At 51.9% G+C, this 25968-nt stretch carries 21 protein-coding genes and 2 pseudogenes; 13 read left to right on the forward strand and 10 right to left on the reverse strand.

What is annotated here, in order from left to right:
* Positions 1 to 40: 40 nt before the first annotated feature.
* Positions 41 to 838, forward strand: coding sequence for a hypothetical protein (locus RC74_RS15465; RefSeq protein WP_039002165.1), 798 nt, complete (start codon positions 41 to 43; stop codon positions 836 to 838).
* A gap of 103 nt (positions 839 to 941) precedes the next feature.
* Positions 942 to 2115 (forward strand): annotated as a pseudogene (locus RC74_RS15475) (IS3 family transposase).
* A gap of 58 nt (positions 2116 to 2173) precedes the next feature.
* Here the strand turns inward: RC74_RS15475 and RC74_RS15480 are convergent.
* Complete coding sequence (locus RC74_RS15480) at positions 2174 to 2428, reverse strand: Arc family DNA-binding protein (RefSeq protein ID WP_039004351.1); 255 nt, start codon at positions 2426 to 2428, stop codon at positions 2174 to 2176.
* 223 nt (positions 2429 to 2651) lie between these two features.
* On the opposite strand from RC74_RS15480, the gene RC74_RS22735 reads away from it, so the two are divergent.
* From RC74_RS22735 to RC74_RS15520, 8 genes are all read left to right on the forward strand, one after another.
* On the forward strand, positions 2652 to 2885 hold the full coding sequence (locus RC74_RS22735) for a hypothetical protein (protein ID WP_218918080.1): 234 nt from the start codon (positions 2652 to 2654) through the stop codon (positions 2883 to 2885).
* Between the two features lie 54 nt (positions 2886 to 2939).
* Positions 2940 to 3122, forward strand: coding sequence for a GNAT family N-acetyltransferase (locus RC74_RS23765; protein WP_417935161.1), 183 nt, complete (start codon positions 2940 to 2942; stop codon positions 3120 to 3122).
* A 510-nt stretch (positions 3123 to 3632) separates the two neighbouring features.
* Entirely contained in the window at positions 3633 to 3890 is a 258-nt protein-coding gene (locus RC74_RS15495) for a hypothetical protein (RefSeq protein WP_156477495.1), read from the forward strand.
* 166 nt (positions 3891 to 4056) lie between these two features.
* Positions 4057 to 4614 carry a dTDP-4-dehydrorhamnose 3,5-epimerase gene (rfbC, locus tag RC74_RS15500; protein WP_039004348.1) on the forward strand — a complete coding sequence of 186 codons (558 nt, stop codon included), beginning with the start codon at positions 4057 to 4059 and terminating at the stop codon, positions 4612 to 4614.
* A gap of 3 nt (positions 4615 to 4617) precedes the next feature.
* The gene (gene rfbB, locus RC74_RS15505) at positions 4618 to 5658 is read left to right on the forward strand and encodes a dTDP-glucose 4,6-dehydratase (protein WP_039004347.1); all 1041 of its coding nucleotides are present in this window, start codon (positions 4618 to 4620) and stop codon (positions 5656 to 5658) included.
* Positions 5655 to 6494: a dTDP-4-dehydrorhamnose reductase gene (rfbD, locus tag RC74_RS15510; protein WP_039004346.1), complete on the forward strand. Its 840-nt coding sequence runs from the start codon at positions 5655 to 5657 to the stop codon at positions 6492 to 6494. The genes rfbB and rfbD overlap by 4 nt, the downstream gene beginning before the upstream one ends.
* Positions 6495 to 6496: 2 nt before the next feature.
* The gene (gene rfbA, locus RC74_RS15515; RefSeq protein WP_039004345.1) at positions 6497 to 7369 is read left to right on the forward strand and encodes a glucose-1-phosphate thymidylyltransferase RfbA; all 873 of its coding nucleotides are present in this window, start codon (positions 6497 to 6499) and stop codon (positions 7367 to 7369) included.
* Between the two features lie 658 nt (positions 7370 to 8027).
* Positions 8028 to 11720, forward strand: a complete 3693-nt coding sequence (locus RC74_RS15520) for a vitamin B12-dependent ribonucleotide reductase (RefSeq protein ID WP_039004344.1) — start codon at positions 8028 to 8030, stop codon at positions 11718 to 11720.
* A 267-nt stretch (positions 11721 to 11987) separates the two neighbouring features.
* Here RC74_RS15520 and ilvN read toward each other — a convergent pair whose 3' ends face one another.
* From ilvN to RC74_RS15545, 5 genes are all read right to left on the reverse strand, one after another.
* Positions 11988 to 12554: an acetolactate synthase small subunit gene (gene ilvN, locus RC74_RS15525; protein WP_039004343.1), complete on the reverse strand. Its 567-nt coding sequence runs from the start codon at positions 12552 to 12554 to the stop codon at positions 11988 to 11990.
* Between the two features lie 13 nt (positions 12555 to 12567).
* Positions 12568 to 14322: an acetolactate synthase 3 large subunit gene (locus tag RC74_RS15530; protein WP_039004342.1), complete on the reverse strand. Its 1755-nt coding sequence runs from the start codon at positions 14320 to 14322 to the stop codon at positions 12568 to 12570.
* A gap of 296 nt (positions 14323 to 14618) precedes the next feature.
* The gene (locus RC74_RS23445; RefSeq protein ID WP_039004341.1) at positions 14619 to 15368 is read right to left on the reverse strand and encodes a methyl-accepting chemotaxis protein; all 750 of its coding nucleotides are present in this window, start codon (positions 15366 to 15368) and stop codon (positions 14619 to 14621) included.
* Between the two features lie 155 nt (positions 15369 to 15523).
* Positions 15524 to 16183, reverse strand: a complete 660-nt coding sequence (locus tag RC74_RS15540) for a response regulator transcription factor (protein ID WP_039004340.1) — start codon at positions 16181 to 16183, stop codon at positions 15524 to 15526.
* 14 nt (positions 16184 to 16197) lie between these two features.
* Complete coding sequence (locus tag RC74_RS15545) at positions 16198 to 17541, reverse strand: cache domain-containing protein (protein ID WP_052275123.1); 1344 nt, start codon at positions 17539 to 17541, stop codon at positions 16198 to 16200.
* A 342-nt stretch (positions 17542 to 17883) separates the two neighbouring features.
* On the opposite strand from RC74_RS15545, the gene RC74_RS15550 reads away from it, so the two are divergent.
* The 3 genes and pseudogenes from RC74_RS15550 (at position 17884) to RC74_RS15560 (ending at position 22374) form a co-directional block, all read left to right on the forward strand.
* A complete protein-coding gene (locus tag RC74_RS15550; RefSeq protein WP_039004339.1) occupies positions 17884 to 18972 on the forward strand; it encodes a TRAP transporter substrate-binding protein in 1089 nt (362 codons plus the stop codon).
* A gap of 115 nt (positions 18973 to 19087) precedes the next feature.
* Complete coding sequence (locus RC74_RS15555; RefSeq protein WP_052275122.1) at positions 19088 to 19978, forward strand: TRAP transporter small permease subunit; 891 nt, start codon at positions 19088 to 19090, stop codon at positions 19976 to 19978.
* Between the two features lie 18 nt (positions 19979 to 19996).
* Positions 19997 to 22374 (forward strand): annotated as a pseudogene (locus tag RC74_RS15560) (TRAP transporter large permease).
* A 97-nt stretch (positions 22375 to 22471) separates the two neighbouring features.
* On the opposite strand, the gene RC74_RS15565 reads toward RC74_RS15560, so the two are convergent.
* The 4 genes from RC74_RS15565 to RC74_RS15580 form a co-directional block, all read right to left on the reverse strand.
* Positions 22472 to 23326, reverse strand: coding sequence for an arginyltransferase (locus RC74_RS15565; RefSeq protein WP_039004336.1), 855 nt, complete (start codon positions 23324 to 23326; stop codon positions 22472 to 22474).
* A gap of 75 nt (positions 23327 to 23401) precedes the next feature.
* Positions 23402 to 23920 (reverse strand): RDD family protein, encoded by a 519-nt coding sequence (locus RC74_RS15570; protein ID WP_082802324.1) that lies wholly within the window; start codon positions 23918 to 23920, stop codon positions 23402 to 23404.
* 92 nt (positions 23921 to 24012) lie between these two features.
* A complete protein-coding gene (locus RC74_RS15575; protein WP_039004335.1) occupies positions 24013 to 24429 on the reverse strand; it encodes a DUF2852 domain-containing protein in 417 nt (138 codons plus the stop codon).
* 575 nt (positions 24430 to 25004) lie between these two features.
* Positions 25005 to 25937 carry a hypothetical protein gene (locus RC74_RS15580; RefSeq protein WP_039004334.1) on the reverse strand — a complete coding sequence of 311 codons (933 nt, stop codon included), beginning with the start codon at positions 25935 to 25937 and terminating at the stop codon, positions 25005 to 25007.
* Between the last annotated feature and the right edge of the window lie 31 nt (positions 25938 to 25968).

The following is a 25968-nucleotide window of genomic DNA, read 5'->3' on the forward strand; positions in this document are numbered from 1 at the left end:
CAAAAACTGCAAGAGAAAAAAGAACTTCGTTTGCAGGTAAGTGCAGAACGATGCAGGAACAACGTGTCCCGGTTGGCACAAAACTGACACACTAGAAACACCCTTTGTTCCTACAAATAAAAACAAAAAGTTTTTCGCGAAGGCACTTGGAAAAAAGTTTACTGGGGTTCTCATTGGCACCGCGCAGAAAGGAGACTTGGCCGGAAGGTTTTCTTTCGAAGCAGGCATTTACAATGAATTACAAAAGCACAGTGCTCGACTAGTCGGACGTTATCCGGCACGATGGGCGAATGTCGCTCCGCAGAAATTGAAAATCTGTTCAGAACTAGGCTTCGAGATGGAGCGTTTTTTGAACAAACTGTCAGTGCATTTTTCAAAGCTGCCGACTCTTTATTCTACGGCCTCGGGTCCATGCCTATCCTCCACGACAGCAAGAAGTGAAGTCAAAAAAATTGGTAGTAAATCGAGTGTGCGACGACAGGTGAATTCCTCTGAAACAGTCGATTTAGTGCCACCCCCCTTATATAACAAAGATCACGCGCTTCTTTGTTCGTATAAAGGCTCCACAGCTTTATTACAGGAAACCAACAGGAAACCCGACACTGCCTCTTTCGGTAAACAAACATCTTCTGCACTCAAGAATTCTACTGCTTTAAAAGTTGGAGTCCAAAGCCTGTTAGTCAATGCAGCTCGTAGGGGTTTTAATCTCGGCTTCCCTTTGAACACACTGCTAACTGTTCGGTTGCGTCAGTTTGTCGAAATTGAGGGCACCCCGTTCAAACGCCTGTCCGAACTTGAGCAGGTGTGTCTGACGTCAGCACCTGCTGGACAGATTTGAGTATTTGAATAATGGAGGATTTCTGGTTCATCTTATCGATTGACCTGATCCGCTAAAACTCCTCCAGATTTGTGTAGAGTCCGCCCAACAAAAGGACGGACAAATGAAGGCACGATTTACGGACGAACAGATTATTGCGATGATCAAGGAACAGGAATCTGGCGAGAAGACTGCTGATGTATGTCGGCGGCACGGGATCCATTGGCTGGCAGGTTAATGCATAGCATTGACCGAGAAGCAGTTCAGCGACGTTTTACAAATACAAATCGAAGTATGGCGGGATGGAACCTTCTGACGCGAAGCGGGTGAGAGCTTTGGAAGACGAGAACGGTAAGCTGAAGAAGCTGCTGGCCGAGCAGATGCTGGAGCGTGACTTTGTCCGCCATTGGTCTGAGGACAACGGTCGCGCGCCATGTTGCGAGACATCAATTCAAAAAATGGTGACGCCTGCTGTGAGGCGGCAGGCGGTGGTTCATTTGTGCGAAGCGCACGGTGTGAGCCAGCGGCGGGCGTGTGATGTGCTGCAGATTGATCGATCAACGGTGCGGTATCTGTCGCGTCGTGGTGATGATGCCGAACTGCGAGATGCAATCAAGCGTGTGTCCAGAGAACGGCGTCGGTTTGGTTGCCGCCGCATCCATATGATGATTGCGCGGGAGGGCTTTGAAGTAAACCACAAGAAAGTGAGGCGCATCTACCGTGAAGAGAAGCTTCAGGTGCGGCGCAGAGGTGGCAGGAAGCGTGCGTTGGGCACGAGAAAGCCGATGGTCCTGCCCGATGGCCCAAACCAACGTTGGAGCTTAGATTTCGTGTCTGACGCGCTGACAGATGGACGTCGGTTTCGCATTCTGGTAGTTGTCGATGACTTCAGCCGCGAGAACTTGGTGCTGGTGGCCGACACGTCGCTATCCGGACACCGCGTTGCACGTGAGCTGGACAAGGTGATCGCAGAACGTGGCATGCCGAAGACAATAGTTTCAGACAACGGCACCGAGTTCACCAGCATGGCGATCCTCAAATGGGTTCAGAAAATTGATATTGATTGGCGCTATATCGCACCGGGCAAACCCCAGCAGAACGGCTTCATCGAAAGCTTCAACGGCAAGCTGCGAGATGAATGTTTGAATGAAACGTTATTTGGCACATTGCGCGATGCCCGCAAAACGCTTGAAGATTGGCAGGAGGATTACAACTGGCGCAGACCACATTCAGCATTGGGCAACCTCACCCCGATGGAATTTTTGCAAAGAAAGGCAATGGACAAGATGGCGGCCTAACGCCAAAGATTTAACCCCAAGGACTCCGCGCAAAGCTGGAGGAGACTTGGGGCTCAGGTCAGTGCAACTGGGCGCCTTCCTCGTCCGTGGAAGTTGAGTTTCGCTTCGGCTCTACTCCCAGTTGATCTTCAGTTACCTCATCACGGCTATCGTTGTTCCGATGAATCTCACCGAAATATTTTTCTAACGCAAAAATTTTTTCCGCGTTCATGCTTCTGCCGTTTTTCCCCGCCGCCGTCTTACATTTGTCCTGCAATTCTTTGGGCATGCGGAAATTTACTTGCACTTGCTCGGATACTGGTGGTTTCGTCATATTTCACCTCGGACAATTTATACTAGCATATTGCTTAACTCTTTTCTGAACGTCCTAAACTTCGGGTTGCTGGTTTTATATCAGGCTCGTCGGGGGCAATTCACATTGGCGACAAGTATTTTAACCGTGAAGTTCTCCTATGTGAATTGGGATCTAAACTGTAAGCCTACGAGGGAAAATCACTAAAGTGTGCACCAAAAGGTGCTAAAACGAGAGAAATAGAATGCTAATTGCGATGGACGATAACGATTTTCACCAAATAATTGGAGGCGGCTCGCCGCGCGGTTTAGGCCTCCCTGATAGTCAGGTGGCTCCTGTGGCCGTTCTTGAAATGTTGCGCTCACTCGCTGCTTCCATCGCTCTCGACTTTGTCCCAGCGGCCTGGATGTTCGTCGAAGATGGTGAAGTCGTGGGCATTTGCTCCGTTGTGAAGCCACACGCAGATGGACGTCTCTAGATCGGATTTGGCATTGCCCCCACACGTCAAAGGAAAGGCGCAGTCAGTCGTGGGTTGGCTGAGCTTTTGACATGGGCGAGGGACGACGACCGGGTTCGAGAAGTGACAGCGGAATGCAGTATCGACAACACCGCTTCCCAGATAGTCCTTGCTCGAAACGGTTTTGTGGAAACAGGGCAAAGGCTAGATGAAGAAGACGGAAACGTCATGTGTTGGACCGCGACAACAGTCAGATGATTGCTTCCTCACACGGCTCACATTAGACTTTCGCTTCATCCGCACAGCAGAAGCTGAAACCTAACGCAGCTTACGGGTATTGGATAAAAATTTGTTGGAGGATGCTATGTTTAGGATAGGTGGATTTTGGGCTAGGCTCTCCCTGACAGTTCTTGCCGTGGCTGTGCTGAGTGCCAAGCGTAGAGCAAAAATCCGATAAATTGTATACGGGAAACGAACAAATTACGCGAAGTAAGACTGAACCATATTTTCCCTTTGGCATCGAAAAGACCTGTGGAAACGAGACACCGCGACTTAAATTGGCGGATGTCAGGGGCCGCCCGCAACAGGGAGATATCTCACTTTGGGAGACACATTCGAAAGACGGGAATGTTGATCGCTTCGTGGTTTGGAATGAAATAACTGAGTGTGGGTTTCTTATTGAAGCGGTAAGCTCAGATGACGGAAAAGCTAAGATTGGCATAACCCCAAAAGACGGTGGCATTACAGTAATCCTTCAAGACATGGTTGTTGAATAAAATGGCCTTTGAAGGCGTATGGGGCGTGGCCGCATGGGACATAATGCACGACACATACCAAGCGAAATTCCTTGAATGTCGAGCGCAAACGGATGGGACGAAAAACGCTTGTCGGGAGTCCGTTCAGAAATGGGCGAACAGGAACACCGTGGTCATTTATCTTGGTTTCTACGCACCAACGGGTAGCCGATCTGTCACGTTATTTATGATTGAAGACCGTTTGTACTGGGAAGAACGTGAAATTAATTAGGGCGGGGAAAACGGCTTTACCCTCATTTGAACTTTGCGACGGCTGAGATTGTCGCGCCTTTTGGCGCCTGGGACTGGCCGCTTCTATATGGATTTGATAAAGCTGGGCAATCGCGTGTTTTCGCGGTATTGACGCGAAAACCATCACTTAGACCTAAGAGGCCCCCGTGGATATTGCTCAAACCGATTTATCAGGTGTACACGTGATCACGCCAGATCGTTTTGGCGACCATCGCGGCTTTTTCAGCGAAAGCTATTCTAAACGCGCATTCGAGGCGGCGGGGTTGGCGTATGATTTCGTCCAAGACAATCATTCGCTTTCGTCGCAAACGGGCACTGTGCGCGGGCTGCATTTTCAAGCGCCGCCTCATGCGCAGGACAAGTTGGTCCGCTGTGGCAAAGGTAGCTTGTTTGACGTGTCCGTTGATATTCGCAAAGGCTCGCCGACTTATGGCCAGTGGGTGGGCGAAATATTGAGTTTTGAAAACGGCAAGCAGCTTCTTGTACCGGCGGGTTTTTTGCATGGGTTCATGACCTTGGAGCCAGATACGGAAATTGTCTATAAATGTACTGATTATTACGCGCCCGAATGTGATGGCGCGGTGCGGTGGGACAGCTGTGGCGTGACGTGGCCCCTTGATGTGGCGGCACCAGTTCTTTCGGAAAAAGACTTGGCTGCGCAGGTGTTTAGCTCCTTCGACAGCCCATTTGAATATAAAGGTTAGAGCATGAAAATTTTGGTTACGGGCGGCGCAGGTTTTATTGGTTCCGCCGTTGTGCGCTTGGCGGTGTCGCGTGGGCATGACGTTGTGAATGTCGATGCATTGACCTACGCGGCCTGTTTGGAAAACGTTGCCAGCGTATCCGAAAGCCCTCTCTATGCCTTCGAGCACGCCGATATTTGCGACCGCGCCGCTATGGATCGCATTCTGGCCGCGCATAAGCCCGACGCCGTGATGCATCTTGCCGCCGAAAGCCACGTTGACCGCTCCATCGACGGACCTGGGGCGTTTATCCAGGCCAATATTACTGGGACGTATATCCTTCTTGAGGCCGCGCGCGCCTATTGGGAAGGGGCGGGCAAGCCCGAGGGCTTCCGTTTTCACCACATCTCAACCGATGAGGTTTTTGGCTCGTTGGGGGCCGAAGGGCAATTCACCGAAGACACGCCCTATGCGCCAAACTCGCCTTATTCAGCGTCGAAGGCCGCGAGTGACCACCTTGTGCGCGCATGGGCCGAAACCTATGGTTTGCCCGTTGTGATGACCAATTGCTCCAACAATTACGGCCCGTACCACTTTCCCGAAAAGCTGGTTCCCGTGGTGATCCTCAAGGCGCTGGCGGGGGAGGCGATCCCTGTTTACGGAACGGGCGAAAACGTGCGTGACTGGCTCTATGTCGAAGACCACGCCGACGCGCTTTTGTGTGTGTTGGAAAAGGGCGTGCTAAACCGTAGCTATAATGTCGGCGGCGAAAACGAAGCCACGAATTTGGATCTCGTCAAAATGATCTGCGGCGTCCTCGACCAACGCCGCCCCGAAAACGCACCCCATGCCGATTTGATCAGTTTTGTTGCTGATCGCCCCGGACATGATTTGCGTTACGCGATTGATCCAACGCGCATCAGTACCGAACTCAACTGGCGCCCTTCGGTGACCGTTGAAGAAGGTATTGCCAAAACCGTTGATTGGTATTTGGATAATCAAGACTGGTGGTCGGCGTTGCAAAACCGCGACGGGGTTGGCGCGCGCCTTGGGACAAAATCGTGATTCTGGTTTTTGGCAAAACGGGTCAAGTCGGGCGCGAATTGTCGAAACTTGCGGGGGTGGTTTGCCTTGGACGGGACGAGGCCGATCTCAGTGATCCAGAAGGCTGTGCGCGGATTATTCGGGACCGTGCACCGCTTGGGGTGATCAACGCTGCGGCTTATACGAATGTGGACAAGGCCGAGGATGAGCGCGAAATCGCACAGGCGATCAACGGGACAGCGGCAGGGGCCATGGCCGTCGCCTGTCGTGATTTGAATATTCCTTTCGTCCAAATTTCGACGGATTATATTTTTGATGGCGCGGGCGACAGTCCTAGATCGCCAGAGGAGACCACCGGTCCGCTAAATATCTATGGGGTGACAAAACTTGCGGGTGAGGAGGCGGTGCGGGCGGCAAATCCGATCCACGCAATCCTGCGAACAAGTTGGGTTTTCTCCGAGCATGGCAGCAACTTTGTGAAGTCCATGTTGCGCCTTGGACGGGAACGCGACAGCTTAAATATCGTGGCCGATCAGGTCGGCGGCCCCACCGCCGCGCAGGATATCGCGGCGGCCTGTTTTGACATCGTTCAACAACTGGCGCAGGACCCAAGTAAATCGGGGACCTATCATTTCGCGGGGGCCCCCGACGTGAGTTGGGCGGATTTTGCGCGGGAAATTTTCCACCAAACTGGCATCACCTGCGTGGTTCAGGATATTCCCTCAACGGCCTATCCGACCCCCGCAAAAAGGCCGAAAAACTCGCGGATGAATTGTTATGATTTGTCCGCTTTCTCCCTTGAGCGCCCAGATTGGCGCGCCTCATTGACTAAAACACTAAATAAATTGGACCAGTAATTATGACAAAACGTAAGGGCATTATTCTCGCGGGCGGTTCCGGCACGCGCCTTTACCCCATTACTGTTGGTGTCTCGAAACAGCTTCTACCGATCTATGATAAGCCGATGATTTACTATCCGATGTCGGTTTTGATGCTCGCGGGCATTCGCGAAATTGCGATCATCACAACGCCGCACGACCAAGACCAATTTATCCGCACCCTTGGCGACGGCAGCCAGTGGGGCCTATCGCTGACCTATATCGTGCAAGAAAATCCAGACGGGTTGGCGCAGGCCTATATCCTAGCTGAGGACTTTCTTGCGGGGGCGCCATCGGCTTTGGTGCTTGGTGACAACATCTTTTTTGGCCACGGGCTTCCGGAAATTCTGGAGCGCGCCGATGAGAAGAACTCTGGCGGAACTGTTTTTGGTTACCACGTCGCCGATCCGGAGCGTTATGGTGTGGTTGGGTTTGACGCGGATGGAAACGCAAGTGAAATCATTGAAAAGCCCAAGGATCCTCCGTCCAACTACGCGGTGACGGGCCTGTATTTCCTCGATGGGGATGCGCCAAAGCGTGCGCATCAAGTACAACCCTCCGCGCGGGGTGAATTGGAAATCACCAGCCTCCTTGAGACCTACCTTGAGGACGGTTCGCTGACGGTTGAAACCATGGGGCGCGGGTTTGCGTGGCTCGATACGGGCACCCATGGCAGCCTGTTGGACGCCGGAAATTTCGTGCGGACCCTACAATTGCGCCAAGGGATGCAGGTGGGCTGTCCCGAAGAGATTGCATTTGAGAACAAGTGGATTGATGCTGGGATGATGGCCGTTCACGCCAAGACCTATGGCAAAAATGCCTATGGCACCTATTTGGCCAGTTTGATCCATTAACGTTTCACCGGCGAGAATCACAACGGGGGTCCCATAAGGTGCCCCCGTCTTGCGTCGTGTGAGTTCAAAACCCAAAGTGATACTAAATTAGAACAGATTTTAGAGAGAACTACCCTAGGTGGTAATCATTTTTTAGGAATCAATCGCGAGAGGGGCGCTTCGGCCATCTTTCGAATTTAGGCTTCTGTTAATACTCTCTGCTGTGGATAACTTCACCCAGTTTCTCAGTCCAATTCCCTAACTCAGCCGATCTATTGAACAATTCCAAAACCGGCTCAATAAGCGGGCAAAAAATAAATTAACCATTAGAATCAAAATGAGGCCACCCGTCCCGAAAATCCGCTCAGGTCAACGAAAAAAACCAGTGGATAAGTCAAATATTTGCGTTGACCGAATGGCTTCAAATACGCCACCTTGTGGGTGCCGGTCGGGGATGCCACAAGATTTAGTGGCAGAGCGGCAAAAGGGACAGAGACAAGTTTAAGAGCGAAATTAAATTTTCAAATCGCGCTTACGCCGTTGATTGCATGATCATTGGCGGGTTTTTACTCCTTTTTCTTCACCGACCAGCACGAATTTGGGATCAAGCTTCATCACGGTGTGTGGGTTTGGTTTGCACTTTAAAACGAGACCGCAGGGTCAGCGACGGGGCAAAGACATGAAAATCGAACACAAATTTACCAAATCCGGAAAAGACGCTTATGCGGATATAGAATTCACCGAAACACTGTCGGAAATTCGCAATCCAGATGGTACAATTGTGTTCCAACTCAAAGACATTGAAGTGCCCGCTAAGTGGAGCCAAGTCGCTAGCGACGTCATTGCCCAGAAATACTTTCGCAAAGCGGGTGTGCCTGTCGCCCTGAAAAAAGTGAAAGAAAAGGGGGTCCCTGAGTTCCTTTGGCGCTCAGTTCCTGATGAAAAGGCGCTCGAAAAACTCCCTAAATCCGAACGCACAACCAGCGAACTTAGCGCCAAGCAGGTTTTTAACCGTCTGGCCGGGGCTTGGGCCTATTGGGGTTGGAAGGGTGGCTATTTCTCAGCTGAATCCGATGCGCGCGCCTATTACGACGAGATGCGCCATATGCTCGCCAGCCAACGCGCCGCCCCCAACTCTCCACAATGGTTTAACACGGGCCTGCACTGGGCCTACGGCATCGACGGACCGGGCCAAGGCCACCATTATGTCGACTATGAAACGGGCGAATTAACCCTCTCAACCTCCGCCTATGAGCATCCGCAACCGCATGCGTGCTTTATCCAATCCGTGGCCGACGATCTGGTGGGCGAGGGTGGTATCATGGACCTTTGGGTCCGCGAAGCACGGCTGTTTAAATACGGCTCTGGCACTGGCACCAACTTCTCGTCCCTCCGGTCGGCGGGCGAAAAACTCTCGGGCGGCGGCAGTTCGTCTGGCCTCATGGGTTTCCTAAAAATCGGCGACCGCGCCGCAGGGGCGATCAAATCCGGCGGCACAACCCGTCGCGCGGCCAAAATGGTGATCGTCGATGCCGACCACCCAGATATCGAGGAATTCATCAACTGGAAGGTCCTTGAAGAGCAAAAAGTTGCCTCCATTGTCGCTGGCTCCAAAATGCACGAAGAGAAGCTGAACGCGATCTTCGCGGCGATCAAACTCTGGGACGGGGCCGTCCAAGATGCCTATGAACCCAAAAAGAACGACGCTCTAAAAGACGCCGTGCGGGCTGCGAAAAAAGTTGCGATCCCAGAGACTTATGTGAAGCGCGTTCTGGATTATGCCCGCCAAGGCTATGACAGCATCGAATTCCCAACCTACGACACAGACTGGGATTCCGAAGCCTATAGCTCCGTTTCTGGCCAAAATTCAAACAACTCAATCCGCGTCACGGACGCCTTCTTGAAAGCGGTCGAAGTAGACACCGATTGGGACCTGATCAACCGCACCGACGGCGCTGTCACCAAGACCATAAAAGCTCGCGACCTTTGGGAACAAGTTGGCCATGCCGCATGGGCCTGTGCCGATCCGGGCATCCAATACCACGACACCGTAAACGCTTGGCACACATGCCCCGAAGACGGAGCGATCCGCGGGTCAAACCCTTGTTCCGAATATATGTTTCTCGATGACACGGCCTGTAACCTTGCGTCGATGAACTTGCTCACCTTCCTTAAGGACGACGAATTCCAAGCCGAAGACTATATGCACGCCACGCGTCTTTGGACCATCACGTTGGAAATTTCCGTCACCATGGCGCAATTCCCCTCCAAAGAAATCGCGCAACGCTCCTATGATTTCCGGACGTTGGGCCTTGGTTATGCCAACATCGGCGGTTTGCTGATGAACATGGGCTTTGGCTATGACAGCGACGAAGGCCGCGCGCTTTGCGGCGCTTTAACGGCGATCATGACGGCGGTTGCCTATGCGACCTCCGCCGAAATGGCGGGCGAACTAGGGGCGTTTTCGAAATACGAGAAAAACTCCAAGCATATGCTGCGGGTCATCCGCAATCACCGCACCGCCGCCTATGGCAAGCTAAACGGCTACGAAGGGCTTGATATCAAACCCCTCGCGCTCGATCACAAAAACTGTCCCGATATGCGGTTGATCGACTTGGCAACATCCGCTTGGGACGAAGCCCTGCGTCTCGGCGAGAAGCACGGCTATCGCAACGCGCAGGTCTCGGTTATTGCGCCAACGGGCACCATCGGCCTCGTTATGGATTGCGACACCACGGGGATTGAACCTGATTTCGCGCTGGTTAAATTCAAGAAACTCGCGGGTGGTGGCTATTTCAAAATCATCAACCAATCTGTTCCCGCGGCCCTCGAAAAACAAGGTTATGGCTCGGCGCATATTGAAGAAATTATCAGCTATGCGGTTGGCCACGCCAGCATTGGCAACGCCCCAAGCATCAACCATACCTCCCTTATTGGGCACGGTTTTGGTCAGGCCGAATTGAATAAAATCGAAGCAGCCCTTCCAAGCGCCTTTGACATCCGCTTCGTGTTTAACCAATGGACGTTGGGCGAGGAATTCTGCACCAAGACGCTCGGAATTCCAGTCGCAAAACTCAATGACTCAAGCTTTGATCTGCTGCGCCACCTTGGCTTCACGCGTGCGGAAATCGACGCAGCGAACGACCATGTTTGCGGAACAATGACCCTTGAAGGCGCGCCGCACCTCAAAGAAGAACACTACGAAATCTTCGATTGCGCCAATCCATGCGGCAAAATTGGTAAGCGTTTCCTAAGTGTTAACAGCCACATCTATATGATGGCGGCGGCACAAAGCTTTATCTCGGGTGCTATTTCCAAAACCATCAACATGGCGAATGATGCCTCCATTGAGGACTGTCAAAAAGCTTATGAGTTGAGCTGGTCCCTCGGGATCAAGGCAAACGCGCTTTACCGTGATGGTTCAAAACTGTCGCAACCTTTGGCATCTGCCTTGGTTGAGGACGACGAGGAGGCACAAGACATTCTTGAAAGCGGTTCCCAACGGGAAAAAGCTGCTGTTTTGGCGCAAAAAGTTGTCGAAAAGATCATCATCAAAGAGATCATCAAAAGCCACCGTGAAAAGATGCCGCAACGCCGCAAGGGCTACACCCAAAAGGCCAATGTCGGCGGCCACAAAGTGTATCTGCGGACTGGCGAATATGAAGACGGCAATCTTGGTGAAATCTTTATCGATATGCACAAAGAAGGCGCCGGCTTTCGCGCAATGATGAATAATTTCGCCATCGCGGTCTCGGTTGGTCTGCAATATGGTGTGCCTCTCGAAGAATTCGTCGATGCCTTTACGTTTACGAAATTCGAACCCGCTGGCATGGTTCAAGGCAACGACAGCGTTAAAAGCGCGACCTCGATCCTTGACTACATCTTCCGCGAATTGGCTATTTCCTACTTGGATCGCACCGACCTCGCGCATGTCAAACCAGAGGGCGCAAGCTTTGACGACATTGGTCGCGGCGATCAGGAAGGCGTCTCAAACGTGCAAACTGTGAGTGAAGCTGCAGCATCCAAGTCCTTGGAAGTTTTGAAACAAATCAGCTCTACAGGCTATTTACGCAAGCGGTTTCCCCAGGAGTTAATTGTCCTTCAGGGCGGCGCGGGGGCAACGGCATTGAGCGATTTCGCCGATCCAATCGCCACGTTGAGGTCACTTGTTCCAGAGGTTTCCACGGCGACAACGACGTCGATTTCGTCCGGAACTGTTTCAACCGGCCTGGGCCAAATGGACCTGCGTTCGAAAGCAAAAATGCAAGGCTACGAGGGCGATCCCTGTGGTGATTGCGGAAACTACACACTGGTGCGCAATGGCACCTGTATGAAATGCAACACCTGTGGCGGAACATCTGGGTGTAGCTAGAAAACCTCCTCGACCTTCGGGTCGGGGGAATTCCGGGGCGGGTGCGCTCGCCCTTGACGCGGATCAGGCCGCAGGCAGAATACCGGGCGGTACGAATGATGAGCCTGATAAGCGAAACTCGGGGAGCCTTTGGGCTCCCCTTTTTCCTTTCCACGAGTGTGAATTCGAGGAAAATGCAGAAAGCCGAGGATAAAACCTCGGCTTTCTGATGTTTAAAAACTTTAAAAACGCGGCTGCTTTTTGTTTAAAGAGTTTAAAAAAGCAAGCTTATTTTTCCCCGCCACGTGCAAGGGCGGCAACACCCGTACGCGCAGTTTCAACCAACCCAAGCGGGCGCATTAGCTCTGCAAAAGCGTCAATTTTTTCGCTTGTGCCTGTCATCTCAAAAATGAAACTGTCGAGCGTGCTGTCAACAACGTTGGCACGAAAAATATCGGCCAAACGTAAGGCTTCAACACGTTTTTCGCCATTTCCAGCTACTTTGAAAAGCGCCAACTCGCGCTCAACACTCGGGCCTTCAACCGTCAAATCATTGACTCGGTAAACGGGCACGATCCGCCCAAGTTGCGCTTTGATTTGCTCGATGACCTGCGGGGTTCCCGAGGTGACAATCGTGATACGCGAGCGGTGAAACTCGTGGTTAACCTCGGCCACTGTTAGGCTGTCGATGTTATACCCGCGACCCGAAAATAGGCCAATGACGCGTGCCAAAACACCCGCTTCGTTTTCAACCACACAGGCAAGCGTGTGCGTTTCAATAACATCGGCATTCGGGTCTTTTAAGTCATAAGCCGAGTGCTTGGATGCGCCTTTTTTTATCTTTAGAACAGACATTTATCGACCTTTCTTAAACGAGAACCGCGCCAGTGTTTCCAATAGCATTTTGCGTGTCAGCATCGCCCATCAACATTTCATTGTGCGCGGCACCAGACGGAATCATCGGGAAACAGTTTTCGTGCTTCTCGACCATACAATCAAAAATAACAGGCCCGTCATAGGCTAACATTTCCATGATCGCTTCGTCCAAATCCGCAGGATCGGAACAGCGAATACCCTTGCCCCCGAAGGCTTCGGCCAGCTTCACAAAGTCCGGCAGGCTCTCACTCCACGAATGACTATACCGTTCACCATGCAGCAATTCCTGCCACTGGCGTACCATGCCCAAACGCTCATTGTTGAGGATGAACTGTTTGACGGGCAGGCGATACTGAATCGCGGTTCCCATCTCTTGCATATTCATCAACCAACTCGCTTCGCCCGCGACGTTAATCACCAGACTATCGGGATGGGCAACCTGCACGCCAACTGACGCTGGTAAACCATAGCCCATCGTGCCCAATCCGCCGGAGGTCATCCAACGGTTTGGATCCTCGAATCCAAGGAATTGTGCGGCCCACATTTGGTGCTGACCAACTTCTGTCGTGATATAGCGGTCATATTTTTTTGTAAGCGCTTCAAGGCGTTGCAGCGCATATTGCGGTTTGATGATGGTTTCAGAATTTTTGTACGTAAGACAACTGCGCGCACGCCATTTGTCGATCTGTGCCCACCAAGTCGCCAATGCCCCGACATTTGTTTTACTGCCGCGCGCTTTCCAAATTTTCAAAGCATCTTCAAGCACATGGCCGATATCGCCTAAAATGGGAACGTCGACACGGATCACTTTGTTAATCGAACTCGGGTCAATATCGATGTGAACCTTAGTGCTTTTGGGGCTAAACGATTGAAGGCGACCGGTGATCCTGTCGTCAAACCGCGCACCAATGTTGATCATCACGTCGCAATCATGCATCGCCATGTTGGCTTCATATAAACCATGCATGCCCAACATGCCGAGCCAGTTTTTTCCCGATGCCGGATAGGCACCCAGACCCATGAGGGTGGACGTTACAGGAATGTTTGCGGCCGCAACCCATTCGCGCAGCAGCTGACTGGCGGCGGGGCCTGAGTTGATAACGCCGCCACCCGTGTAGAAAATCGGGCGTTTGGCGGTTTCGAGCAGTTCAACCATTGCCGTAATGGCGTCTTTGTCGCCCTTCAGGTTGGGTTGGTAGTGATCAACCTTCGCCTTCTGCGGCGGCGTATAAGTGCCCGTCGCAAATTGAACGTCCTTGGGAATGTCTACAAGCGTCGGTCCTGGGCGCCCACTGGTTGCGACATGGAAGGCTTGGTGCAGGGTTTCGGCAAGTTTGTCGGTGTCTTTTACCAACCAGTTGTGTTTGGTGCAGGGGCGGGTGATGCCAACGGTATCGGCCTCTTGAAACGCGTCGGTTCCGATCATGAATGTCGGCACTTGGCCGGTCAAAACCACAAGTGGAATGGAATCCAGCAGTGCGTCTGTCAAACCGGTCACGGCATTTGTGGCCCCAGGGCCGGACGTTACCAAAACGACACCCGGTTTTCCGGTGCTGCGCGCATATCCTTCGGCGGCGTGAACCGCGCCCTGTTCATGGCGCACCAGAATATGTTGAATGTCGTTTTGTTGAAAAATGGCATCGTAGATTGGTAGGACGGCGCCGCCGGGATAGCCAAAGACGGTATCTACGCCTTGATCCCTAAGGGCTTGAACAATCATTTCTGCGCCGGTCATCTGCCGTGTCATGTTTCTCTCCGATGTTCACGCGATCTGCGTGTATGGTGTTGCAACAAAAAAGCCCCCGGAAATTTCCGAGGGCGCATGGGTTCCATAATGGTGTACCGTTACCGGCCCATGCGCATCTTTCTGACTAGAATGACAATAGAAAACATTGCCTAAGCTCCTTTGCGTGTAGAGAGACATTAATCACGGGAAAAGGGGGCGTCAACACCGAAAACGCGATTAAAGTGTCGCGGCAATGTGAAATAGTTGCGTAAAGTTGCAAAATGCGATGGTAAATTGGAATTTTAAGTAAGACGAGGTTAGTTGATTAGGGTGCTAATCACGCTTTGCGCGTTGTCTGTGGCCGCTTGGATACCTTCTGCGTGGGTTTTTACTTCACTGGCAATGACCGAAAATCCCCGCCCTGCATCTCCAGCCCGTGCTGCTTCTACGGACGCGTTAATGGCTGTCAGGCGAATGGAGGTGGAAATTTTGCGAATATCGTTAAACGCGGAGGTGAGCGTCTGACGTGCCCCGTCGATGTCGCCTTTTTTCAACTCTAGATCGCCCCAAAGAGCCTCTGTAATCACGTTCATACTTTCATATGTAGCGGGAAAAATGGCTTCATAGAACTGGGAGGCTTCGCGATAGGTTGGAATGTTCCCTTCCGCAAGACGCGTTCCCAACGACTTAATCCGTTCTCCGCACGACAAAACACGTTGGCGCAACTCGCCATCCTGTGAGGCGATTTGTCTAATCCAGTCGAGTTTGTCCTGGGGAAGGTCGAGGATATTGTCTTTGCCAAACAGAAGCCCAAGCGTCTTAAGATACTTTTCTTGGTAGGCGTTGAATTCCTCGATACTCACGTCGCGATCTTTACTTGATGGCGCGGCAATGATGGCCATCACACGCAAGCTCATTTGGAGAGCCACCGAGCGCGTCAGGGTGATTTGATCCAAGATTTCGCGATCCTTTTGAAAGGAATCGGCGTTCTTCTTGGACCGAGACCCATCAGAATAGGACGTTATTTTCGAGGCGTTTGGGGGCGAAAATTTTTGCGAGATCGACATAAGGGTGGCATCCTAACTGCATACGTTTTCCACAATCTATGTCGTTATAATGAAGGCTCCATTAACGAAACTCGCGACCCTTAAAAAGTTATGGTGCACACATGGTATTTTTTGGCCCGCAACGGAATGACAGCCGTTTTAAGCGTTAAATCTGCTTAGAACGGCACGCCTGTGCCTTGCAGGACGCCTTGTTCCATGGCGTAGCGCGTCAGGCCAGCGGTCGAACTAATCCCCAGTTTTCGTTTGATATTCTTGCGATGCGTTTCAACAGTGCGCACGGAAATATCCAAGCTGATCGCGACCTCTTTGTTGCTGCGCCCTTGGGCCAATTCCAACAGGATCGTTTGCTCGCGACTGGTAAGGGGGACGCGGCCATCAGTGGTTTTGGGTTCAATTGACGATGTTGCGCCGGGGCAAAGATATTGTTTACCCGCCATCACCGTATCAATGGCGACTTTGATTTCTTCTATCGGGACATCCTTGAGAATATACCCTTTGGCTCCCGCAGAGAGCGCGGTCGAAATATACTCGGGCGTGTCGTGCATCGATAAAATCAAGATACGGGTGTTCGGGTGCGTTTCCAGTAGGATTTCGGTGGCGGATAGCCCGTTTACCTCGGGCATGTTAAGATCAAGCAGGATGACGTCTGGCGAGAATTCGTCAATTCTTTCAATAACTTCTCTTCCATTGCTCAGGCAGCCAACAACCGTAATGTCGTCATAGGTCTCAAGTATAGACTGAATGCCCTCCGCGACCATCGGGTGGTCGTCGACAATCAAAACGCGCGTGGGTGTGACTTGGGGCGTGTCGCTCATTTGGGCTCCTAGGATTATCGATCTGGGGGCAATAGGTGGCTAAAGGGCACCTGCACTTCGATCGTTGTACCATCGCTGGTTGAATTCATCATAAAGGTGCCATCAAGTTGATCCACACGTTCTTGCATATTACGCAGGCCGATACCGTTCTCAACTCGGTCCTTGCGCGCTTCTGGGATTCCTTGGCCATTATCGGAGATCACGAGAGAAGCACCGTTTTTATGGCCACCTACGCGTAGGCTAACATGCGTAGCCCCCGCATGTCGCTCAATATTTGTCAGGGCTTCCTGGGCGATACGGTAAAGCGCGATTTTGCTTTCTTGGTCGAGGCGGTTGCGAAAAACAGCGGTTTCGATCTGGGTTTTGATACCGGTGCGCAAACTAAAGTCCTTAATCAAAGATTGCAGCGCGGGACCTAGGCCAAGATCATCTAGCACACCGGGGCGCAGATCACGACTAATTCGGCGGACTTCTTGGATCGCGCCGTTGAGGTGCGACACGCCTTTATCGAGGCTGTCGGCGGCATCGGGATCACCGTTCTTCATGCGGCGACGGGTCAGTTCCAGCGCATAGCGCACACCAACAAGGATTTGGCTAATGGAGTCATGCAGTTCGCGCGCAACACGGCCGCGCTCTTCTTCTTGGGTGTCAAACACCCGTTGCGTGAGTTTTTTAAGCTTCACATCGGCCAAACGGCGTTCGCGAATATTGAGGGTCAAGCCTGATAGAAACACCAAAAGGAGGGCGCCAAGGGTGATCGCCCCGATATAGAGGAAGGTCTGACGAATACGGTCGCCGACCTCTGCGCGGGCTTCTTCGGTTGTTTTGACCACATCGTCAATGAAAACGCCTGTACCCACGGCCCATCGCCAATTTTGCAGCCCAATCACATAGGTGATCATCTGGCTGGTTTCGCCCGTGGACGGTTTTTCCCACGTATAAGTGTGATAGCCCGCGCCCGTGCGCGCCAGTGTGATCAGCGCATCGACAATGGGGGTGCCATCGGGATCTGTCAGTCCGGTCCAATTGCGCCCGATCAGATAGGTTTGGCGTGGTGAGACGAGGTTATTTCCGTCGTAGTCGAACACAAAATAGCTGCCATCGTCGCCATAAGTCATCGCCGAGAGAATTTGGGTGACCCGCAGTTTTGCCTGATAATCGTCGGGCGCGGCGCGACCATAGATAAAGAAGAAAGCGGAGCGGGCGAGGTTTACATAATTTTTCAACTCAGATTTCTTGGCTTCTATCAGTTCGCGTTCCAACTGTGCTATCTCGTATTCCGCCAGTTCACGGGACTGATTGGTCACCACAACTGCAATCGCCGCAGCCGCGAGAATAAGGGGCAGGGTGGCTAACATAAACAGCTTTTGCCCATAGCCAAATGAGAGGCCATTTACGAAAGTTGACAGTTTTTGGAAACGCGGGGGTCGCAACGGGGACAGTTATCCTAATTAAGCGGCGAGTCACCTCGCACGTGAGATAGAGAATGAGGCCAAGCCGCGCGATGGTCAAATACCCTTTCAAGAGAATGCGCGGGAATCCACGTTGATTAAAGGTTCAAAATACTGGTTTTGGTCATTTTTTAGGGCCGTCTGCGTAGGACTGGGTATTGTGACGTGGCCTTAACTAAGTAGTCTGCACCTACTATTAACGAATGTTCTGGCCACAGAGTCAGGCATTATAAAGGGGAGGAGACCTTTATGGATCGCCGTTCATTCCTACGGACATCTGCACTTGGTGGCTCTGCTGCTGCCGCTGCATCACTAGCAACACCCGCGCTCGCTCAGGGCACACGAGTTTTGACAATGGTAACATCTTGGCCACGTGGCTTTGCTGTTCTTGACGACGCTGCGAGCTACTTTGAGAACGCTGTTAACACCCTTTCGGGTGGCGACCTCATCATCGAGAAAAAAGCACCGGGCGAGCTTGTTGGCGCGCTGGAAGTGTTTGACGCTGTGTCTTCGGGCCAAGCTGATCTTTATCACTCGGCTGACTATTATTTCTTGGGCCAACACCCAGGTTACGCTTACTTCACTGCGGTTCCATTTGGCGCCACAGCACAAGAACTGACCAACTGGTACCTTCACGGTGGCGGTCAAGACCTTCACAACGAACTGGGCGAAATCTTCAATCTGCGTTCCTTCCTTGCTGGGAACTCCGGTTCGCAATCTGGTGGTTGGTTCCGTTCCGAAATCAACTCCGCAGAAGACCTCAACGGCCTTAAGTTCCGTATGCCGGGTCTTGGTGGTAAAGTTCTGGGTAAATTGGGCGCGTCTGTTCAAAACATCCCCGGTGGTGAATTGTACCAAGCTCTGTCGTCTGGCGCTTTGGACGGTCTTGAGTGGGTTGGTCCGTTTGCGGACGAACGTGCTGGCTTCCAAGAAGTTGCCAAAGTGTACTACACAGCGGGCTTCCACGAGCCGGGTTCAGGCCTTGCGGTTGGTATGAACCTTGACGTGTATAACTCCCTGACGCCAACGCAACAGGCGATCATTGACTATGCATCACAAGCCACAACCCACTATAACCTGAGCGAAACGCTCGCAAACAACGGCGCCGCTTTGGCCCGTCTTCAGGCGCAGGGTGTTAAAACCCTTCAGTTCTCTGATGATGTTTGGGACGCATTTGGGTCGGCTTCCAAAGAAGTTATGGACGAAAACATGGATGACGCATTGTTCCAAAAAATCCGTGCGAGCTTTGAAACATCCTTAGCGTCTTCGTCTTCTTGGATCCAAAAATCGGATGGTTTCTACGTAGACCAACGGACCCGTGTTCTGGGCAACGGCTAATTTGCCCCACTAACACTATCGGAAGGGCCTTTTGCGATCTCGTGGAAGGCCCAACCCGAATCTGACCCGCAACCAGCGGCGTTATCATAGACATTAAATTAACAGGGGGACTTCGATGCTTAATGGCATTGTCTGGTTCTTTCAGAACATCCTAATGGCGTTCTACAATTTCGGGTTTGCGGTGACGCATCCGCAAATGTGGCTCGATTGGTCGGACCAAGCATCGCTAATGCGGTTCATCTACTATGGTGGCTCGATTGAGTTTTTCTTTGTGGTCTTCACCGGCTTTCTCGTGCTCACAGCCTTCGGGATGTGGAAAAATCAATTCATGTGGGGCTGTGTGCGGGTGCTCGAAGGCATCTCTAACGGTGTCGGGCGGTTCTTTGCTTGGGCCGGCCTTTTGATGGTGCTGCAACAGATTATCATCGTGTTCGTGCAACGGATTTTCACTCAAGCCCAAATCACGTTTGGCTTTGGTCCCGCGCTGGCCCTCGACATCAGTTGGTGGGCCGAAGAGTTGAAGTTTTACAATGCTTTGGTCGTGGCTCTTTGTGCGTCTTACACCTTTGTTCAGGGTGGCCACGTGCGTGTGGACCTTGTCTATTCGGCCGTGAGTTTCCGCGCTAAACGCGCAATTGATATGTTCGGGTCGATCTTCTTTATGATGCCCGTCGCGGTTCTGGTTTGGATGTACGCATGGTTCTTCTTGTGGCGTCACCTCGTGACCCCGAAAGTTTCGGCGACCGACACCATCGAATTGCTCTCGAGGAAAGCCAAAATCCTCAAGTGGAACGTCGAAACCATCGGGTTCTCGCCCAACGGGTTCAACGGCTATTTCTTGTTCAAAATCCTTATCGTCGCCTTTACCGGTATGGTTTTTCTCCAAGCAATCGCGTTTTTCTACCGCTCCTATCTTGAGCGCAAAGAAGGACCCGAAAGTGATGGGAAATACCTCGACCGTGACTCGCTTGGCGCGGGTGAAGAAGCCTACGAAGGCACGCATTAATTTTAAGGGGCACTACCTATGTTATTTGGACTCGATGGCGTCGAAGTCGGCCTAATCATCGTCTTCCTCAGCCTCTTTGCGGGCATTCTCTCGGGCTTTCCGGTGGCGTTTGCCATCGGTGGGGCGGGGGTGATATCCTTCGGGATTATCGCAGCATTAGACAGCGCAGGCATTTTGATGCACGCCTCGGTGGACACCAGTTCGGTCGCCTATCGGGCCTTAATCGACTCAGGGTTGCACCAAGACGTGATCTCTTTGTTCCGATATCCGGATTTGCCCGTTATTGAGGTTCCGCTGTTCCCAAGCCAACTAGACCCCTCTGTGGGCGGTGGTTGGGAAATCGCGATGAACCGCAACTTGTCGTTCATCGTAAACCGTATGAACGAACGGGTGTTCGCGGGGCAATCCATTGAAACACTGCTCGCGGTTTTGATGTTCGTCCTGATGGGGATCACACTTGAACGCTCCAAAATCGCGAACGATCTTCTGACAACTATGGCGCGGGTCTTTGGCCCTTTGCCAGGCGGTTTGGCGGTTTCGGTCGTTGTTGTGGGCGCGTTTCTTGCCGCGTCAACGGGGATCGTGGGGGCAACAGTTGTCACCATGGGCCTATTGTCGCTGCCCACCATGTTGCGCCACGGCTACTCGCCGGAGCTTGCAACCGGTGTGATCGCGGCCTCGGGGACGCTGGGGCAAATCATCCCGCCGTCCATTGTTATCGTACTTTTGGGCACGTTGGCGGGGGATCTCTATTCCGCCGCCCAAGAAGCGCGCGCAATGGAAGCGGGCTGTACGGATGCGCTGACTTATCTTGGCGAAGCGGCCGTAGTGTCGGTTGGGACCCTGTTCCAAGCGGCGATCCTTCCGGGGGTCATGCTGGCGGTTCTTTATGGTGGATATGCGTTTATCTATGCGTTGTTTAACCCGTTAAAAGCACCTGCGGTTGTCTTTGAGGGCGTTGCCAACACGGAAGGCAGTGGTCGCAACAGCCTCACATGGTTTGTAGCGATGCCCGTGATTGCCATCGGTGGTTTGATCCTTTTGAGCCAAGCGAACATCGTGGGAAGCCAAAACACCAACGTCGACAGCTATTCCGATGCGTCTGAAGCAGCTAGCTTGCGCACAAATGTCGGCGACAACTGTCAGGCGGCGATGATTAACTTGCACGGCCAAGAAGCTTGGGATCTTGCGATTGATCAACAAGAGGCGATCATGGCCTCTGGCGGGGCTGTTAAAAGCCGCGAGCTGACACCAGAAGAGTATGAAGCAGCAACCGTTGCGAAAATCTCTAGCATCGCACCAATTGGCACAGGCATTGCAATCTTCTTTGTGTTGATGGGTCTTGCGCTCACTACGGCGCGCGGAGTGGCACCATATGCCAATACACGTCCCTTGGTTATCGGCGGCGCAGGGGTGCTTCTGGCCTTCATTATCGACGCATTTTTGATCGCGCCGACAACATCCCCCGGGGGGCAACAATCTTGTTGGCCGTTCCCGGGTTGATGCTGGCCTATGGTGTTCGCTATGCCTCTGGCTTGTTGGCACGCAATGAACTTCTGCGGGTGGTGTTCCCACCTTTGGTTCTGATCATTGCGGTTTTGGGATCGATCCTTGGTGGGATCACCAACCCAACACCGGCTGCGGCGCTTGGCGCGGGTGGTGCGCTTTTGCTGGCGGCCTATCGTCGCCTGCAAGAGCAGGGCGGTTCGGGTAAAATCATCTTGGTTTCGGCCTTCGCCGTAGTTGTGATGATCCTCGTTGGGGTGAACTTTGATCTTCGGATTACACGTTCCAGCGTTCCGTTCGAGGATTGGGTTGCCTACTTTGTGGCGCTTGCAGCTTACTTGATGGCCATGTTTGGCATCCTGTTCGCCTGTTATGTTTTGTTCCGCAACAGGGTGCTTACCCCGATTGTGCGTGAAACGGCCAAGGTCACGAGTATGGTGTTTACCATCCTCATCGGCAGCCAAATGCTCAACCTTGTGGTGATCTCCTTTGGTGGTGAGCACTATATCCAACAATTCCTGCGCAGCTTTGATGACGAGTTCAAAGTGTTCTTGCTGGTGATGGTGGTGTTGTTCATTCTTGGCTTCGTGCTCGACTTCCTCGAGATCATTTATATCGTGATCCCGATTGTCGGACCGGTTATTTACGGCGGCACGATGGACCCAAAATGGGTAACGATCATGATCGCGGTGAACCTGCAAACAAGCTTCCTAACCCCGCCCTTCGGTTTCGCACTGTTCTACTTGCGAGGGGTCGCCCCCAAGGAAGTCACGACGCGACACATCTATCGCGGGGTCGTACCGTTTGTCTTGATCCAAGTCGGGGCGCTTGCGGTTCTCTACTTCATACCGTCGATTGTGACGATCGTTCCAAACCTTATCGGAAAATGATCAGGTTCAACGGACACTAAAACAGAAAAGGGCGTCTCGATTGAGACGCCCTTTTTCGTTTAAATCCACAGATACCGTGAGGAACAGAGGCTAGACGTCACTCTGTATTTGGGTGGCGTGCCGCGGCGTTGCGGCTGTTTGGTAGGGTGATCTGGGCCACTTGGTCGGCCAATTGATCGCCAAATTCTGGGCCGTCATCTTGGCTGAAACCTTCGGGGTCAACGACTTTAACCCACGCCCCGTTTTTGTAAACTTCCAAGGCTGAGAAACGCCCCTTATAGCCCATTTTCGGGCTGTTAGGGACCCAATACCCCAAATAGACATAGGGCAGGCCAGCCTCGCGGGCGATCTCAATATGGTCTAAAATAATGTGCGTTCCCAAACTGTTGCGCGCCAAATCCGGGTTGTAAAAGGAATAGACCATCGACACGCCGTCATCAAAAACATCGGTCAAACACACGGCTGTTAGGCCGGTGTCCACATCGGGGGTGTCTTCGGGCGTTACATATTCCACAACGCGGCTGCGAATGGGGGTTTCCTCAATCATGGCCGCGAATTCAAAGACGTCCATTTCCGCCATGCCGCCATCGGAATGGCGCGTTTCAAGATAGTGTTGAAACAGGTTGAACTGTTCTTCGGTGGCCCAAGGGGAGCGCGCCTGGCGTTTCAGATAAGCATTTTTGCGTGTGACGCGCTTCTGGCTCTTGTTGGGTTTGAAATCTGCCACACGGATGCGCGCCGACATACAGGCCGAACAATCCGCACAGGATGGGCGGTACAACACATTCTGACTGCGCCGAAATCCTTGTTTGGAAAGGCTGTCATTGAGTTCCTGTGCGAACTCCCCCTGAAGCGAAGTAAACAACTTACGCTCGCGGCGCCCCTCAAGATAAGGGCAAGGCTGGGGGGCCGTCACATAAAATTGTGGGGCTACTGGAAGGCTATGACGCATATACTCTCGCTGGTTTTCCTACCTATAAGGATAGCAAGCCAAACCGTCTGCGCCAAGCCCATGCTGAACAAAGGGTTAATATCGCGACATCGAGTTAATCATCGCGGTCCCTAGAACCATATCCGTAAGGCCTTTCCCGCGGTTGCTGGTCAACATAATACCAACCGACAGAAGCTGAACGAGGAAGATTGTAAACGATAGCGAATAGCCCAAAGTGTGCAAAACCGCCATTGAGCCGTCCAACTGGTTGCCATCGCTGTTACGCAATTCAATGCCCATCATCCGCATTCCAGGGGTCGCGGAATGGTTGGCAATGGAAACAGAGCGATAAAGAAAACCGATGGCGAGGAAAATAAAGGGCGCAATAAATACCGTCAAAAAGGCTGTAAAAATAAGGACAAGCCCCGTCAGTAGGCCGATGGCAATGGTATCAATAATCCATGCACCGAAACGTTTTTTTGCGACATCCGCGTAAAATCCGGCGTGGAGTTCAGGATCAGGGAGACCCGTCGCCTGTTCGCGGTTTTGGCGGCGGTTGGACGTATCTGCACCCGGTTCAAAACCATAATCGCGGGGATCAAAATCACTTGCCATTTGAGGACTACCTATTGTTAAGACGTTAAGTTGCGGACTTGCCAGAATTTGGGAGATGGCAAGTCCGCGAGGAGACAGGGATGCGGGGTTAATTACAACTCGATGGGGGCATCTTTGTCGGTGTTTTTAGGCGACTGTGCCTTTTTGGCGCGTTCATCCATAAACGTGTCGAATTCGGATTTGTCTTTTGCTTCACGAAGACGCTCTAGGAAGGATTCAAAATTGACTTGCTCTTCTTCGAGGCGCGACAGCGTATCGGCTTTGTAAGCGTCAAAGGCTGAGTTGCCTGTGCTGCTGAAGCCATGCGAATGACGGTGTGAATGTGCGCGGCAACCGCCACGTGATTTTGATTTGAACATACGTTTACTCCAGATCATATAAGCAAGTAGGGCGAGGCCGACGGGCCAAAAAAAGATAAATCCAAGAACCATAGCGGCAATCCAGGCGCCTTTGCCTTTTTCGTCAAGCCATGTTTCTGCTTGTGAGGGCCATGCGGTGGCGGAAGTCATATCTGTCTCCATTTGTTGGGGTCGATGTTAATGTGTTTCACATCAATAGAAATGGGGAGTTTTGAGAAAAGCGCAAGACCTAATGTAAATCTTTTTTACATTAACTTGATTTACTAAATCAAATCAGTATGTTGCGCGTAGAAAATTTCAATAATTTCCTGTGATTTTGCCGAGAAAACATGGTGCGGTGTACCTGCGACAGCCCAAACTGTTGTAGCTCGACAGGGATTCTTGCAGTGATTGACAGAGATATCTGCAGCAAAACGTTTTTCTGATTAGTAGAACCGTTTAAGTGGCTCGCCAACCCGCAAAGTTTAAACGGTCGTTAAATAGGGGGAGCGCTGCTCCCCCATTTCTGACTGTTCGTGCCAGACATCAAATCCAGTAAACTTCACAAAACTCCCATGGTCCTCAACCAGCATTCGGCAATGCACTCGTTTCCGCTCGCGTTTAAATGCGTACCATCGCTTGTGATCCAAAGATTATCGCGGAAATTGAAAGCTGGCATGTTCGCGTTAAATTCAAGATCAATGATTTGGCACCCGTAACGCTTCCCAAGACCACGAATAACTTCATTAAGTGCCCGCCGTATATTCCGCCGCTGTCACATAGGTTAGATCGGTCAAAGCACCATCGGCGGCGGTGCCAACCGGCACTTTACCGGCCCTCGTTGCGCTTTGGATATACCCCTTGTCATTTATGCCGCCAAAAATATTGATAACATCAGGCGCATAAAAAGCGAGATCCTTCGCGCGGTGATAAATAGATCCAACCGTTCCATTGTTTGCGCTTTCAATCGGCAAAACCGTGATCCCACCCGCCGCAGTCGCTAAATGCCCATCCGTGCCATAATGGGTTTCGTTGCTGTCATAGAGCATACTCACATGATCCACGATATCCCGCGTCCATTGACGGTTGACCGTCATGCTATAGCCAAGAGCACTTAGCTTTTTATCGAATAGGGCGGTCAAAGGCTTCGCGACATAATCGTTTTGCTGCACCATTGCCCATGTGATTTTTTCGCGTCTTTTGTAAAACAGCGGGCAAGACACCCAGAATGTGCCGCCCGTATAGGCCTGGTCAATCGTATAGAACGGGTAAGATGCACTGGTTGCGTCACTTGCCACCGTATCGGTAAATTCAAACAAATATTCTTTACCAACTTCTACCGTAAACCAGTGCTGCACCCCGCCTTGGTCAAATCTAAACCTGAGTGCCAAGTCCGACTTGAACAAGAAAGCCATCTGCAAAACGTCGCCTGCGTTAAAATCGCAACCGTTGATCGCGTGCCAATAAATCCGCATTTTCTCAACGCCGCCGCCGTTCGTCCAAACAGTTTTAATTGATCTCGAAACCCCAGCGAAAACGTCGTTATTATCAACCGAGGAAACACCTGTCCCACTTGAATTGGTATTAGCGAAACTGTTGATCGTATCAGGGAACCTTAAATGATGGGCTTTCCAAAGGTTCCGCACCGCGCTCCATTGCTTTTTGTAATTTGATTGCATGAATTTATCACGGACGTACTTTGGCGAAACG

It is taken from the genome of Falsihalocynthiibacter arcticus (genome assembly GCF_000812665.2).
Taxonomy (GTDB): Bacteria; Pseudomonadota; Alphaproteobacteria; order Rhodobacterales; family Rhodobacteraceae; genus Falsihalocynthiibacter; species Falsihalocynthiibacter arcticus.

Coding starts and splice junctions, on each gene's coding strand:
- RC74_RS15480 (WP_039004351.1), bottom strand. CDS start 2,428: ATGACGAAACCACCAGTATCCGAGCAAGTGCAAGTAAATTTCCGCATG.
- RC74_RS22735 (WP_218918080.1), top strand. CDS start 2,652: ATGCTAATTGCGATGGACGATAACGATTTTCACCAAATAATTGGAGGC.
- rfbB (WP_039004347.1), top strand. CDS start 4,618: ATGAAAATTTTGGTTACGGGCGGCGCAGGTTTTATTGGTTCCGCCGTT.
- rfbA (WP_039004345.1), top strand. CDS start 6,497: ATGACAAAACGTAAGGGCATTATTCTCGCGGGCGGTTCCGGCACGCGC.
- RC74_RS15520 (WP_039004344.1), top strand. CDS start 8,028: ATGAAAATCGAACACAAATTTACCAAATCCGGAAAAGACGCTTATGCG.
- ilvN (WP_039004343.1), bottom strand. CDS start 12,554: ATGTCTGTTCTAAAGATAAAAAAAGGCGCATCCAAGCACTCGGCTTAT.
- RC74_RS15530 (WP_039004342.1), bottom strand. CDS start 14,322: ATGACACGGCAGATGACCGGCGCAGAAATGATTGTTCAAGCCCTTAGG.
- RC74_RS23445 (WP_039004341.1), bottom strand. CDS start 15,368: ATGTCGATCTCGCAAAAATTTTCGCCCCCAAACGCCTCGAAAATAACG.
- RC74_RS15540 (WP_039004340.1), bottom strand. CDS start 16,183: ATGAGCGACACGCCCCAAGTCACACCCACGCGCGTTTTGATTGTCGAC.
- RC74_RS15545 (WP_052275123.1), bottom strand. CDS start 17,541: ATGTTAGCCACCCTGCCCCTTATTCTCGCGGCTGCGGCGATTGCAGTT.
- RC74_RS15550 (WP_039004339.1), top strand. CDS start 17,884: ATGGATCGCCGTTCATTCCTACGGACATCTGCACTTGGTGGCTCTGCT.
- RC74_RS15555 (WP_052275122.1), top strand. CDS start 19,088: ATGCTTAATGGCATTGTCTGGTTCTTTCAGAACATCCTAATGGCGTTC.
- RC74_RS15565 (WP_039004336.1), bottom strand. CDS start 23,326: ATGCGTCATAGCCTTCCAGTAGCCCCACAATTTTATGTGACGGCCCCC.
- RC74_RS15570 (WP_082802324.1), bottom strand. CDS start 23,920: ATGGCAAGTGATTTTGATCCCCGCGATTATGGTTTTGAACCGGGTGCA.
- RC74_RS15575 (WP_039004335.1), bottom strand. CDS start 24,429: ATGACTTCCGCCACCGCATGGCCCTCACAAGCAGAAACATGGCTTGAC.
- RC74_RS15580 (WP_039004334.1), bottom strand. CDS start 25,937: ATGCAATCAAATTACAAAAAGCAATGGAGCGCGGTGCGGAACCTTTGG.